Origin of the sequence: Robbsia sp. KACC 23696 (genome assembly GCF_039852015.1) — a bacterium.
Classification (GTDB): domain Bacteria; phylum Pseudomonadota; class Gammaproteobacteria; order Burkholderiales; family Burkholderiaceae; genus Robbsia.
In genome coordinates this window covers 438,673-451,636 of sequence record NZ_CP156626.1, presented here as the reverse complement: position 1 = coordinate 451,636, position 12,964 = coordinate 438,673, and the positions used below count along the sequence as shown (strand labels likewise).

The following is a 12,964-nucleotide window of genomic DNA, read 5'->3' as shown; positions in this document are numbered from 1 at the left end:
GGATAAGACATGAGCAATATGACCCCTCCCGAGATCGTCTCGGAACTCGACAAGCACATCATCGGCCAACACAAGGCGAAGCGCGCCGTAGCGGTGGCCTTGCGCAATCGCTGGCGCCGTCAGCAGGTGGACGAGCAGCTGCGCCACGAAATCACGCCGAAGAACATCCTGATGATCGGCCCGACCGGCGTCGGCAAGACAGAAATCGCACGACGCCTCGCCAAGCTGGCAGATGCGCCATTCATCAAGATCGAGGCAACCAAGTTCACCGAAGTCGGCTATGTCGGCCGCGATGTGGACAGCATCATCCGCGACCTGGCGGAAATCGCGATCAAGCAGACGCGCGAATCGGAAATGCGCAAGGTCCGCGCGAAGGCGGAAGACGCCGCCGAGGATCGGATCCTGGATCTGTTGCTGCCGAATACCCGCACCGCCTATTCGGCGGAAAACGAGACGCAGGGAAGCACCGATACCGCGACGCGCCAGACCTTCCGCAAGCGTCTGCGCGAGGGGCAGTTGGACGACAAGGAAGTCGAGCTCGATATCGAAGCGCCCACGCCGTCGATGGACATCATGGGCCCGCCCGGCATGGAGGAAATGACCGAGCAGATTCGCGGCATGTTCGCCAATATCGGCAACGGCAAGAAGACGCGTCGCAAGGTCAAGATCAAGGAAGCCTATAAGCTGCTGATCGACGAAGAGGCAGGACGCTTGTTGAATCAGGACGACGTCAAGACGAAGGCAATCTCGAATATCGAGCAGAACGGCATCGTCTTCCTCGACGAGATCGACAAGATTGCCGCGCGCAGTGAAGGCGGCGGTGGCGGCGAAGTCTCGCGCCAAGGCGTGCAGCGCGACCTGTTGCCGTTGGTGGAAGGCACGACCGTGAATACGAAATACGGGATGGTCAAGACCGATCACATCCTGTTCATCTGCAGCGGCGCCTTCCATCTAGCCAAGCCGAGCGATCTGATTCCGGAACTGCAAGGGCGCCTGCCGATTCGCGTCGAGCTGGATTCGCTGTCGGTCGACGATTTCGAATCGATTCTGGTCAGCACCGATGCCAGCCTGACGAAGCAATATCAGGCCTTGCTGCAGACCGAAGGCGTAACGCTCAGCTTTACAAAGGAAGGGATTCGTCGGATGGCCGAGATCGCCTTCTCCGTCAACGAGAAGACCGAAAACATCGGCGCGCGCCGACTCTATACAGTGATGGAAAAGCTGTTGGAGGAAGTCTCGTTCACCGCGGGTACCACCGGCGATGGCGCGGTCGAAGTCGACGCCGCCTATGTCGATGCCGCGCTGGGCGAAGTGGCCGGTAACGAAGACCTGTCCCGCTACGTGCTGTAAGTCAGGCACTAGCGACAAAGGGCAGCGAGGGACGATTTCTCCGTTACTCGCTGCCCTTTGTCATTTTTGCGACGCAATCTACGCCAGCACGCCAGTGCGGCGCGCCGGCCGCCTGGCCCAACCGTCAGCGCCCCACCGGACGCTTGCCGAGCTTGCGCTGCAGCGTGCGGCGGTGCATGTTCAATGCCCGCGCCGTGGCCGAGATATTGCCTTCGTGTTCGGCCAGCACGCGCTGGATATGTTCCCATTCGAGACGCGCGACCGACAAGGGCGCCGGATTTTCCAGCGCCGCATCGGCCTGCTCCAGCGTCGCGTTTTCATTCATCGCGGCGAGGATCGTTTCGACGTTCGCCGGCTTCGACACGTAGTTGTCCGCACCGTCCTTGACCGCCTGCACGGCGGTGGCGATGCTCGCATAGCCGGTCAACACCAGGATCAAGGCATCGGGCTGCAGTTCGCGCAGCTTGGACACCAGCGTCAGGCCCGAATCCTGGCCCAAATGCAGGTCGACCGTGATACGACCGAAGTCCATCTCGTCGGCGATCTCGAGCGCACGCGCCGCGTCGTTCGCCTGGTGGACGGTATAGCCACGGCGCGTCAGTGAACGGCCAAGAATATCGGCGAACGTCGTATCGTCGTCGATGATCAGGAAGTTCTGGTTACTCATCTGGAGCCTCGGCCCGCATTGCGGGCAATGTCAAAATCGCGCGGGTACCGCGCTCTGGCGCATCGCCGATATCAATCGTGCCATTCAAACGCGCCGCCGTCACGAACGCCAGATACAATCCGACGCCCGCGCCGCCCTGGGTGCTGCGCACCGGGGTCGCGCCGATCTGGCCACGTAGCGCGGCGGGAATCCCGGGGCCATGATCGGACACGGTAAAAGCGATCGTCGCCGCGCGGGCGCCGCTCGACGCCGCGATGGACGACGCGCCCCGATCTTCCGGATAACCGAAATCCTGGACCGCGAACGTCACATGGCGCTGGCTGGCGCGTGCCGCATTGTCGAGCAGAATCGTCAGAATCTGTCCCACGGCGACGGTATCCTCGATCACCGTCGCCTCGGACCCCAGAGAGCCCGTTTCCAGACCCGCCTGCGGATGACGCAGGCGCCACTGTTCGATAAAGCTCTCCAGCCAGGGCTTCAGGCGTCGGCGATTCGGCGATGCCGCACGCGACTGTAGCCGCTTCAACGCTTCCTTGCAAAGCGTGATCTGCTGCTCGAGTACCGTGAAATCGCCGCGATACGGCGCCAAGGACTGATCGGCGGCCGCACTCTCCCGCAACTCCTCGGATAACAACGCAATTGTCGAGAGCGGCGTGCCCATTTCATGCGCGATACTCGCGGCCTGGGCGCCCAATGCGACGACTCGCTCGTCCCGGAGTAGACGTTGCTGCGCCTCGGCCAATGCCGCTTCCCTGCGACGCAATGCCCGCGACATCCGCGCAACGAACCAGGCGATCAAGGCCACACTGATCAGGAAGTTGATCAGATTGCCGGTGCGGTAGAGGTCGAACAACGCACTGGCGCGATGGCCTCCCGGTAGCGCGCGCACTTCCAGCGGCCAGGAGTAGACGGTCAGCAACAGATAGCCGAGCACCGCGAGGCCGGCTAGCACCAGCGCGGAACGCAGCGGCAGCACCGCCGCGCCGATCGCCAAGGCGGGCAGATACAGCGAAAAGAAGGGGTTCATCGTGCCGCCGGACATGATCAGCAGCGCCGTCAGTGCGCCCAGATCCACGCACAGCTGGCCGAACAGTTCGCCGTTGCTTTCGCCGCCCGGCCGCGCGATGCGCATCAGTGTCGCGGCGTTGAAGGCGATTTCGAGCAAGATGACGGCGGCCATCGGCAACAGCGGCAGCTGGATGTTCAGCCCCACGTCGGCCACGATGATGGCGAGCGCTTGTCCTGTAATTGCAACACAACGGAGCCAGAATAAATGGCTCAGGTTCAAATGCCCGGTTTGTGTAATGTCGTTCATGGGCAGGAGTGTAGCGCGTTCCTGTACAATTCCGCGTTAGCAATGCGTAAATGCATCGGCAGCGCACCGCTGGCTCCACAGCGGCTAAAACCGTCGTCACCGCCGCCAGCCCATAAGACCCTCGCGGCGATGTTTCTGCACCTCGTTTTCGGATTTTCAGGCCGCCATGCCCGACTCCCTCGATATCTCGCAACTTGCCCCGTCGCTCAAAGCCGAACTGCTTTCGGAGGCGTTGCCTTATATCCGCCAGTATCACGGCAAGACCGTCGTGATCAAATACGGCGGCAATGCCATGACCGAAGAGCGCCTGAAGCAAGGCTTCGCGCGCGATGTGGTTTTGCTGAAACTCGTGGGTATCAACCCGGTGATCGTCCATGGTGGCGGCCCGCAGATCGACCACGCGTTGAAGAAAATCGGTAAGCAAGGCACGTTCATCCAAGGGATGCGTGTCACCGACGATGAGACGATGGAAGTGGTCGAGTGGGTGCTCGGCGGCGAAGTCCAACAGGACATCGTCATGCTGATCAATCACTTCGGCGGCCAGGCCGTGGGCTTGACCGGCAAGGACGGCGGCCTGATCCATGCGCGCAAGATGATGATCCCGGACCGCGATCAACCGGGCAATTTCCTCGATATCGGCCATGTCGGCGAAGTCGAGGCGATCAATCCGGCTGTGGTCAAGGCGCTGCAGGACGACGCCTTCATCCCGGTGATCTCGCCTATCGGCTTTGACCGCAACGGCCAGTCTTACAACATCAATGCCGACCTCGTGGCCGGCAAGCTCGCCGTCGTCCTCAATGCCGAGAAGCTGGTGATGATGACGAATATCCCGGGCGTGATGGACAAGGCAGGCACGCTGCTGACCGATCTGACGGCGCGCGAGATCGATGCGCTGTTCGAAGACGGCACGATCTCGGGCGGCATGATGCCGAAGATCGCGTCGGCGCTGGATGCGGCAAAGAGCGGCGTGCACTCGGTGCACATCGTCGACGGCCGTATCGAGCACTCGGTGCTGCTCGAAATTCTGACCGAACAGCCGTTCGGCACGATGATCCGTTCCTACTGATGACGCCGCGCCGCCTCGGGCGGCCGCAGCCCCGTGCGCGCGGCGCCCAGCCGCTGCACGACGTCACCGCGCCCGTCTCGCCCCGCGCGCCCGCTTTCCGACGGGTCCGCCGGATGCGTGGCAGTCATGGGACGATCGGACGTCGGCGCACGGGACCGGTCTGGCTGTTCGATCTCGACAATACCCTCCATCACGCGTCGCACGCGATCTTCCCGCATATCAATCGGGAAATGACCGCCTATATCGAACGGACGCTGTCCGTCGATCGCGACACGGCGAACCGCCTCAGAGTGGTCTATACGCGTCGCTATGGCGCGGCTTTGCTCGGTCTGGTGCGACGCCACGGGATCGATGCGCACGCCTTCCTGCGCGAGGTACATCCGTCTGATTCGCTGTCCGAGATGGTGCGTGGCGAACGCGGCCTGCGACGCACCTTGTCGCAATTGCCGGGGCGCAAGGTGGTGCTGACCAACGGCCCGTCGGACTATGCGCATACGATTCTCGATGCACTGGGGATTCGGGGGTATTTCGAGCGGGTCATCGCCATCGAAGACATGCGGCGCGGCAGCCATTGGCAGGCCAAGCCGGAGCGCACGGTGATGCGACGCGTGCTGCGAAAGGTCGGCGTGCCGCTCGCGCAGGCGTCCCGCGCGACCTTGGTCGAGGATACGCATGGCCATCTGAAACGCTATCGCCGCCTGGGCATTCGCACCGTGTGGATCACCGGCTTCATTCCGGTGCGGAACACGGCAGCGCGACAGGCGTCGCAGGCAGCATTGACGGCGTCGAGCACGGAACGCGCGGCGCCGGCCAGCGATCCCTTGCTGCGCCAGCAACTCGTGGCGCCGCCGAGAATCACCGCCAGCCGCCCGCATTACGTCGATCACCGCGTGCGGACGCTGTCCAAGCTGCCGCGACGGTAAGGCGACCACGCGGGCGCGGATGCCTGCGTGACGATCACGGCAGTTTGAAGATATCCACGGCCTCACGCAGCACGCGCGCCTGCGATTCCATCGATTGCGTGGCGGCGGACGCTTCCTCGACGAGCGCCGCGTTCTGCTGCGTGACTTCGTCCATTTGCGTCACGGCCTGGGCGACCTGATCGATGCCCTTGCTCTGCTCCTGCGACGCCGTCGCGATTTCTTCCATGATATGGGTGACGCGGGAGATGCTCTCCGCGATCTCGCCCATCTTGGCGCTGGCGTCCCCCACGAGGCGACTGCCGACCTGGGTCTTTTGCACCGACGCGTCGATCAAGGTTTTGATTTCCTTCGCGGCGCTCGACGACCGTTGCGCCAAGGTCCGCACCTCGCCCGCCACCACCGCGAAGCCACGCCCCTCCTCGCCTGCCCGAGCCGCTTCGACCGCCGCGTTCAAGGCCAGGATATTCGTCTGAAACGCAATGCCTTCGATGATGGCGATGATGTCGGCGACCTTGCTCGCGCTGCCGTCGATGTCCTGCATCGTGCTGGTGACCTGGCCGACGATCTGACTCCCCTCCGTCGAGTTGCCACGTGCCGTGGCCGCCAGGGCGTTCGCCGCCGACGCATTCTCCGCGTTCTGCTTCACCGTCTCGGTCAGCTCGGCCATGCTCGCCGCCGTTTGTTCGAGCGCGGCGGCCTGCTGTTCAGTACGCGACGACAGATCCAGATTGCCCGCGGCAATTTCCGTGGCGGCGCTGGCAATCCCTTCCGCCGACCGCCGGACCGTGGCCACCGTGCCCGCCAGCATCTGCTTCATATCGGCCAATGCGCGCAGCAGCCGGCCCATTTCGTCGTCCGAGCTGACGTCCACCGGCCGGCGCAGATCGCCCTGCGCCACTTCAGAGAAATGCTGGATCGCCGAGCCGAGCGGCCGCATGATCGCCGACAGCAGATTGCGCACGGTGATCAAACCCGCCACGATCGCCACCAGAATGCCGATATAGATAAGCGCGCGGAACGTCGTGTAACGCTGCGACGCCTCGTCGTACAGACGCGCCGACTCCGACGACTGATAGGCCTTCAATTTGTCGTTGGCCTGACGATATGGGCTGTAGGCGTCGCCCACGACGCTGGCGGCGGCGAGAACATCGACCGGACTGCCCCCGGCGCGGATCAGGCTGCGCCACGCATCGATCTTCGCGAACAAGATGTCACGGTTACTGGCAACGGCATCCGCCAGTTGCTTCTCGTCGGCGTTGCTGGGAAGCGCCGTGTATTTGGCCCACGCGGCGGTCGTATTGTTTTGGAATTCGCTGGCGCGGGTCACCACGGCCTCCACGGCCTGCTTGTCGTCCGGCTTGGCGCCGAGCGTCATCGCGGCTCGGTCGAGCGTGGTCCGAATTTGCAGCGTGTTGGCTTCTGCCAGACTGAGGGCCTGCGTACCGGCCATGCGATTCGTGTAGATCTGATTCAGGCTGTCGACGGCGCGCCCCATGCCGTATTGCCCGAGTAGGCCAAGTATGGCAATCAGCAGCACCAGAAACGCGATGGTCGCGATGAGACGGGTCCGAATGGAGAGCGAGCGCATGAGGCGGGGGTCCGGTTACAGGGCAATGACTGATGTCTCCTTGGATAACGGCCCCGCCGGGAGCGTGCTGAAGGGCCCCGCCTGTTTTATTTGCGACAGTACGTCGCGGCTCGCCGCGATTCGCGCGCCACGAAGCGCGCCTTCCGTGAACGCCGGTGCTATACTGGCGTCCTTTCTGACGCGCCGATTTGCTGACTCGATTGCGGGCGCGCGAGCCTGTGCCGGAATGTCCCTGACGCGGGTGCCGTCTGGTTTTGCGAGCGTCCTCGCGAAGCCGGCGCACCCTCCCTGAGAGACAATCCGGCGCGGGTTCACTATAAATCCGGCTAAAGCGGTCGTCAGCGTAAGTTGTCTCGGTGCTCGGCGAGGAAGGTTGCCCCTCCCACCATGCTTCCGATGACGCGCTCATGCCGACCGTTTCGCCACCCTTGGTGGATTCATGAAATCGCTCGGCTTCGTTACACCGGTCACGTTGCACTTCGACCAACCGCTCGCCCTCGACAGTGGGCAAACGCTCCCCGCCTACGACCTGATGGTCGAAACCTACGGCACGTTGAATGCCGACCGGTCGAATGCGGTGCTGATCTGTCACGCGCTCAATGCCTCGCATCATGTCGCCGGCATCCATGCGGACACGCAGGAAGTGGGCTGGTGGGACAATATGATCGGGCCCGGCAAGCCGCTCGACACGGACCGCTTCTTCGTCATCGGCGTCAATAATCTGGGATCCTGTTTCGGCTCGACCGGGCCGATGAGTCCGGACCCGGAGACTGGCGCCCCCTACGGCGGCCGTTTCCCGCTGGTGACCGTCGAGGACTGGGTCCGCACTCAGGCGCGCGTCGCCGACCACTACGGCATCGCGCGCTTTGCCGCGGTAATGGGCGGCAGCTTGGGCGGCATGCAGGCACTTGCATGGAGCCTGCTCTATCCCGATCGGCTCGGCCACTGCATCGTCATCGCGTCGACGCCGAAGTTATCGGCTCAGAACATCGCGTTCAACGAGGTCGCACGCTCGGCGATCCGCTCCGACCCGGATTTCCACGGCGGCCATTACTACGCCCACGACGTCAAACCGCGCGGCGGCCTACGCGTCGCACGGATGATCGGCCACATCACCTATTTGTCCGACGACGACATGGCCAGCAAGTTCGGCCGCGCCTTGCGTCGGGCCGAAGACCAGGGCCAATCGCCGCTGGCGGCCGTTGCCGCGGCGGCGGCGGAAATCGATCCGGCCGCCGCCAGCGAAGAGAGCGCTGCCGCCATCGCGGCCACGGTAGCGGCCTCGACGGCCGCCTATCGCTATAGCTTCGATGTCGAATTCGAGGTGGAATCCTATCTGCGCTATCAAGGCAATAAATTCGCCGAATATTTCGACGCCAACACCTATCTGCTGATCACGCGCGCGCTCGATTATTTCGATCCGGCCAAGGCGTATGGCGGCGATCTGACCGCGGCGCTGGAGAAAACCTGCGCGAAGTTCCTGATCGCCTCCTTCACGACGGACTGGCGTTTTGCGCCGGCCCGCTCGCGTGAGCTCGTGCGTGCGCTGCTGAAGTTGAAGCGGGACGTCAGCTATGCCGAAATCGACGCACCGCACGGGCACGATGCCTTCCTGCTAAGCGACGCCCGTTACCACAATCTGATTCGCGCACGCTTCGGCCGGATCGCCGAGGAGATCCAGGCATGAGCACCGCTTTCCCCGATAGCCGCACGCCACACGCCGTCGAATCCGCCGAGCCCGCGCAGGCGTCGGTTGCCGCCACCCGCGCACCGCGTCAGCCGGCCGTGCTGCATGCGCAGTCGGCGTCGCTGGCCGACCACCTGTCGGGCCGCGAGGATTTCCGCGCCATTGCACGGTGGGTCGAGCCCGGCGCCAGCGTCCTCGACCTGGGCTGCGGCGACGGTGCGCTGCTCGCGCTGCTGTCGGACGAACTGGACGTGCAAGGCTATGGCATCGAGATCGACGATGCCGGCGTCCTGTCCTGTGCGCAGAAAGGCGTGAACGTCATCCAGCAGAACCTGGAAGACGGCCTGAAACTGTTCGACGACCGCAGCTTCGATTTCGCTGTCCTGTCGCAAACCTTGCAGACGATCCACGAAACGACGGCGATTCTGCGCGAGACGGTGCGCGTGGCCAAGCAGGCGATCGTCTCCTTCCCGAACTTCGGCTATTGGCCGCATCGGCTATCGGTGTTGCGCGGCCGCATGCCGGTTTCCACGTCCCTGCCTTATCAATGGCACAACACGCCGAACGTCCGTGTGCTGACCATCGCCGACTTCGAAGCGCTGGCACCCGACGTTGGCATACGCATTCGCGAACGTGTGGTGCTGCGCGAGGGCCAGCCGATCCGTTGGGGTGCAAACTGGCGTGGTAGTCTTGCGGTTTATCGGGTTGAAAAGCGCTGACAAGACTGACTGATGCACACACCAACGGAGGAGCCGGCTGCGGGAGGCTGGCGCGTTTATCTGAACACGCGGATGCTGGTCTGCGCGTTCCTCGGCTTCTCGTCGGGTCTGCCGCTGTATGTGCTGATCACCTTGGTGCAAGCGTGGTTGCGCACCTCGGGCGTGGATCTGAAGCAGATCGGGCTATTCGCGCTGATCGGCATCCCCTACACCTGGAAATTTCTCTGGGCACCGTTGCTGGACCGTTTTTCGCCCGCCTTGGGGCGCTGGCGGCCGGGCCGACGACGCGGCTGGATGTTCATCGCCCAAATCATGGTGGCACTGGGCATCGCGGCAATGGGGTTCCTGCAACCGCAGTTGTCCTTGGGCAGCGTGGCCACGCTCGCCTTCGCCCTCGCCTTCTTCAGCGCCAGCGCCGATATTTCGATCGACGCCTACCGCCGCGAATTGCTTTCCGATGCGCAACAGGGGCTCGGCACGGCGATTCACGTCAATGCCTACAAGATCGCGGCGCTGATTCCGGGGTCGCTTTCCCTGGTGCTCGCCGATCATCTGCCGTGGTCCTCGGTTTTCGCGATCACCGCCGCCTTCATGCTGCCCGGCATCATCCTGTCGCTCTTCGCGCCCGCGGCGACGGTGAGCGGCCCGGCGCCGCGCTCGCTCAGCGATGCGGTGGTGCTGCCGTTCCGGGAATTTGTCGCCCGCAGCGGCTGGCGATATGCGATCTTAATTCTTGCCTTCATCTTCCTGTATAAACTCGGCGACAGTATGACGACTGCGCTGGCGACGCCGTTCTATCTGGATCTGGGTTTTACAAAGACCCAGATCGGACTGGTGGCCAAGGTCAGCAGCCTGTGGGCAAGCGTCGCCGGAGGTATCCTTGGAGGGATATGGTTGGTGCGTCTGGGGATCGCGCGCGGACTATGGGTCTTCGGCATCGCGCAGATCGCCTCGACGCTGACTTTCGCCTGGCTGGCATCACGTGGCGCGGATGCGACGACGTTCGATCTCGGCTGGGCGATCGCGGCCGAATCGTTTGGCGCAGGCTTGGGAACGGCGGCGTTCACCGCATTTATCGCGACGACGACCGATCCCCGCTACACGGCCACGCAGTTTGCCCTGTTCACCAGTCTGGCATCGGTCCCGCGGGTTTTTATCAATGCGGGAACCGGCTGGATTGTCGACCGATTGGGATGGTTTGATTTTTATCTGTTATGCGCCGTGCTGGCCCTTCCCGGCATGGCGTTGTTACTGAAAGTAGCGCCCTGGAACACGCGAACACGATGACGCCTCACGAAAGGACCCGCCTGGCCGCGCTAGTTGCCGTCTCGGCGGTGTCTGCCCTCTCGCTTACGCTGACGTTCATCGCCGGTCATGCCGGCGCGAGCGCGCCGATGGGCGCCGGTAAAGACGCCGTGCGGATCAATCCGCTCGAAGCGTCGGCGGCGCAGGAGGGGACGCTTTCGGCCGGAGATCCGGCCGCGCCGGTGCCGGGGTCGAGTGCGTTGGATGTCGGGGCGGTATCGAGTCCAGCCGGTCCGATCGCCGGTTCGGCCGGCGGCCCTTTGACGTTCCGCGCCATGGTGCCGTCCGATTGGCTGGAAATCCAGGGGGAGCTGGCCTACGAACATGCGCTGGCCATCGCCGCGCAACAGGGCCAATGGCTCCCGGACGACGACCCCAAGGTCGTGCAGGCGCGTGCGATTCTGGCCAAGCTGGAACCGTTCGCGATGAAGTGGAACGATCGGGCGAAGGGGTGGAAGTGGGAGCTCAGCGTCATCCACTCGCCGGACCTTGATGCCGTCTGTCTGCCGGGCGGCAAGGTGCTGATCAACGATGGACTGATTGATCGCCTCGGATTAAACGAGAATGAAACGGCGCTGCTGATCGCCCATTTGATCGCGCATGCGCTGCGCGAACACGCGCGCTCGAAAATCGGTGAGCAGATCGGCAGGAACGAGGGCGGCGCGGCCGGCAACGGCGTGGCCGTGGCCGCGGATGGCGCGGAGCCGCCGGCAGCATCGTCGTCCTTGCTCGGGTCGCAGGGACTCGCGCAAGCGGACACCCGACCGAGCACGGTCGGGACCGGCGCCAATCGAAACGCTTCCGCATCGGCCACCGACAGCGCGCGACGCGCCGTACCGGGTACGCCGATCGTGGGAGCGCCGGGCGCGGCGCCGGTCAATGGCCTGGCCTTGGCCGGCACGAACCTGAACGTCGTCTCGGCGCTGCTGAATCTGCGCTACGAGGCCGCCGATGAAACGGAAGCCGATGTCATCGGCGCCGATATGGCGTCGCGGGCCGGATTCGATCCGCGCGCCGGACTATCGCTGTGGGAAAAGGTCGATACGATGGCACGCTGGAAGCCGACGCTGCCCTTCGTGCTCGAACATCCAATCAGCGAGAAGCGTCTTGCCGATTTGAAGAAACGGCAAAAAGACATGTTGCCGCTGTACGCGCGATCGCTCGACCTGACGGTCGACGATCTGCCGCCGTACAAACCCGGTCGCTGGAACCCCCCGCGTCTGCAGCGCGCGCGGGACGACGATGCGGAATCGACTGCGCCGCAGCGCGAAGTGCGCAAGAAGGAGCCGGAACACACGACGCCGCTGTCTTTCCTGTCCAGCCTGCCGCACCGACTCGCCGAACTGTTCAAATAAGCGGGCCGGGCGTCCCGGGCCGCCTCCATGGCCCGATGCGGCGCCCGACGCACGCAGCAGATCGCGCCGCGTACGGCTCGCCGTGCAGCGCGTATCGCCGGCTTATTTAAGGGCGTAGTCGTAATCGATCGTCAGCGGCGCGTGGTCGCTGAACTTGATGTCCTTGAACACCTCGACGCGCTTTGCCGTGGCGGCCACGCCCGGCGTCGTCAAGTGATAATCGATACGCCAGCCGACGTTCTTCGCGTAGGCCTGTCCGCGCTGACTCCACCAGGTGTATTGTTCCGGCCGGTCATCCAGCGTACGGAAGACATCGACATAGCCGACCTCGTCGAACAAGGTGGTCAGCCAGGCACGTTCCTCGGGCAGGAATCCGGAATTCTTCAGATTGCCCTTCCAGTTCTTGATGTCGATTTCCTTGTGCGCGATGTTCACGTCGCCGCACAAGATCACCTCGCGCCCTTCGGCCTTCAGCGCCGCCAGATGCGGCATGAACACGTCCATGAAGCGGAATTTCGCCTGCTGCCGCTCCTCGGAACTCGAGCCCGACGGCACATACACCGAGATCACCGACAGCTTGCCGTAACGCACCTCGACATAGCGCCCTTCCGCATCGAATTCCTCGCTGCCGAAGCCGATGATGAATTCGTCGGGCTTGTGTCGCGTGTACAGCCCCGCGCCGCTATAGCCCTTCTTCACCGCATGCTGGAAATAGCCGGTGTAGTCGTGCGGCGCCAGCAGTTCCGGCGTCATGTCGTCCTGCGCGCACTTCAATTCCTGCACGCAGACGATGTCCGCGTCCTGCTTGCCCATCCATTCGAAGAAACCTTTCTTCGCCGCCGAACGTACTCCGTTCAGGTTCGCCGAAATCACCCGCATCGTGCGCCGCCTTTGATTGTCACTTTCCGTTGAACCGCTCTACACGCGCCGGACCGCACCGCGCAACCGCCGCCGTCAATGCCCCTGCTTTAGACGCAATTGACGGCGCC

At 63.6% G+C, this 12,964-nt stretch carries 11 protein-coding genes; 7 read left to right on the top strand and 4 right to left on the bottom strand.

The window, feature by feature from the left end; genetic code table 11:
- The first annotated feature begins 9 nt into the window (after positions 1-9).
- Positions 10-1,350 (top strand): ATP-dependent protease ATPase subunit HslU, encoded by a 1,341-nt coding sequence (hslU, locus tag ABEG21_RS01800; RefSeq protein WP_347555581.1) that lies wholly within the window; start codon positions 10-12, stop codon positions 1,348-1,350.
- Between the two features lie 124 nt (positions 1,351-1,474).
- Here hslU and ABEG21_RS01795 read toward each other — a convergent pair whose 3' ends face one another.
- Both ABEG21_RS01795 and ABEG21_RS01790 read right to left on the bottom strand, forming a co-directional pair.
- Positions 1,475-2,017 carry a response regulator transcription factor gene (locus ABEG21_RS01795; RefSeq protein WP_347555580.1) on the bottom strand — a complete coding sequence of 181 codons (543 nt, stop codon included), beginning with the start codon at positions 2,015-2,017 and terminating at the stop codon, positions 1,475-1,477.
- Positions 2,010-3,332 (bottom strand): ATP-binding protein, encoded by a 1,323-nt coding sequence (locus ABEG21_RS01790; protein WP_347555579.1) that lies wholly within the window; start codon positions 3,330-3,332, stop codon positions 2,010-2,012. Before ABEG21_RS01790 ends, ABEG21_RS01795 begins: the two co-directional genes overlap by 8 nt.
- A gap of 166 nt (positions 3,333-3,498) precedes the next feature.
- On the opposite strand from ABEG21_RS01790, the gene argB reads away from it, so the two are divergent.
- Both argB and ABEG21_RS01780 read left to right on the top strand, forming a co-directional pair.
- Positions 3,499-4,398, top strand: a complete 900-nt coding sequence (argB, locus tag ABEG21_RS01785; protein WP_347555578.1) for an acetylglutamate kinase — start codon at positions 3,499-3,501, stop codon at positions 4,396-4,398.
- Positions 4,399-4,511: 113 nt separating this feature from the next.
- The gene (locus ABEG21_RS01780) at positions 4,512-5,321 is read left to right on the top strand and encodes a pyrimidine 5'-nucleotidase (RefSeq protein WP_347556576.1); all 810 of its coding nucleotides are present in this window, start codon (positions 4,512-4,514) and stop codon (positions 5,319-5,321) included.
- Positions 5,322-5,355: 34 nt separating this feature from the next.
- On the opposite strand, the gene ABEG21_RS01775 is transcribed toward ABEG21_RS01780, so the two are convergent.
- Entirely contained in the window at positions 5,356-6,909 is a 1,554-nt protein-coding gene (locus ABEG21_RS01775; RefSeq protein WP_347555577.1) for a methyl-accepting chemotaxis protein, read from the bottom strand.
- A gap of 439 nt (positions 6,910-7,348) precedes the next feature.
- Here ABEG21_RS01775 and ABEG21_RS01770 point away from each other — a divergent pair, with 439 nt between their 5' ends.
- From ABEG21_RS01770 to ABEG21_RS01755, 4 genes are all read left to right on the top strand, one after another.
- Positions 7,349-8,596: a homoserine O-acetyltransferase gene (locus ABEG21_RS01770; RefSeq protein WP_347555576.1), complete on the top strand. Its 1,248-nt coding sequence runs from the start codon at positions 7,349-7,351 to the stop codon at positions 8,594-8,596.
- A gap of 101 nt (positions 8,597-8,697) precedes the next feature.
- Positions 8,698-9,315, top strand: a complete 618-nt coding sequence (metW, locus tag ABEG21_RS01765; protein WP_347556575.1) for a methionine biosynthesis protein MetW — start codon at positions 8,698-8,700, stop codon at positions 9,313-9,315.
- 12 nt (positions 9,316-9,327) lie between these two features.
- On the top strand, positions 9,328-10,602 hold the full coding sequence (locus tag ABEG21_RS01760) for an AmpG family muropeptide MFS transporter (RefSeq protein ID WP_347555575.1): 1,275 nt from the start codon (positions 9,328-9,330) through the stop codon (positions 10,600-10,602).
- Positions 10,599-11,975 (top strand): M48 family metalloprotease, encoded by a 1,377-nt coding sequence (locus ABEG21_RS01755; RefSeq protein WP_347555574.1) that lies wholly within the window; start codon positions 10,599-10,601, stop codon positions 11,973-11,975. Before ABEG21_RS01760 ends, ABEG21_RS01755 begins: the two co-directional genes overlap by 4 nt.
- Before the next feature lie 102 nt (positions 11,976-12,077).
- Here ABEG21_RS01755 and ABEG21_RS01750 read toward each other — a convergent pair whose 3' ends face one another.
- Complete coding sequence (locus ABEG21_RS01750) at positions 12,078-12,854, bottom strand: exodeoxyribonuclease III (RefSeq protein WP_347555573.1); 777 nt, start codon at positions 12,852-12,854, stop codon at positions 12,078-12,080.
- Between the last annotated feature and the right edge of the window lie 110 nt (positions 12,855-12,964).

Excerpts from the sequence above, each read along its gene's own strand:
- hslU (WP_347555581.1), top strand. The coding sequence starts at position 10 with ATGAGCAATATGACCCCTCCCGAGATCGTCTCGGAACTCGACAAGCAC.
- ABEG21_RS01795 (WP_347555580.1), bottom strand. The coding sequence starts at position 2,017 with ATGAGTAACCAGAACTTCCTGATCATCGACGACGATACGACGTTCGCC.
- ABEG21_RS01790 (WP_347555579.1), bottom strand. The coding sequence starts at position 3,332 with ATGAACGACATTACACAAACCGGGCATTTGAACCTGAGCCATTTATTC.
- argB (WP_347555578.1), top strand. The coding sequence starts at position 3,499 with ATGCCCGACTCCCTCGATATCTCGCAACTTGCCCCGTCGCTCAAAGCC.
- ABEG21_RS01780 (WP_347556576.1), top strand. The coding sequence starts at position 4,512 with ATGCGTGGCAGTCATGGGACGATCGGACGTCGGCGCACGGGACCGGTC.
- ABEG21_RS01775 (WP_347555577.1), bottom strand. The coding sequence starts at position 6,909 with ATGCGCTCGCTCTCCATTCGGACCCGTCTCATCGCGACCATCGCGTTT.
- ABEG21_RS01770 (WP_347555576.1), top strand. The coding sequence starts at position 7,349 with ATGAAATCGCTCGGCTTCGTTACACCGGTCACGTTGCACTTCGACCAA.
- ABEG21_RS01760 (WP_347555575.1), top strand. The coding sequence starts at position 9,328 with ATGCACACACCAACGGAGGAGCCGGCTGCGGGAGGCTGGCGCGTTTAT.
- ABEG21_RS01755 (WP_347555574.1), top strand. The coding sequence starts at position 10,599 with ATGACGCCTCACGAAAGGACCCGCCTGGCCGCGCTAGTTGCCGTCTCG.
- ABEG21_RS01750 (WP_347555573.1), bottom strand. The coding sequence starts at position 12,854 with ATGCGGGTGATTTCGGCGAACCTGAACGGAGTACGTTCGGCGGCGAAG.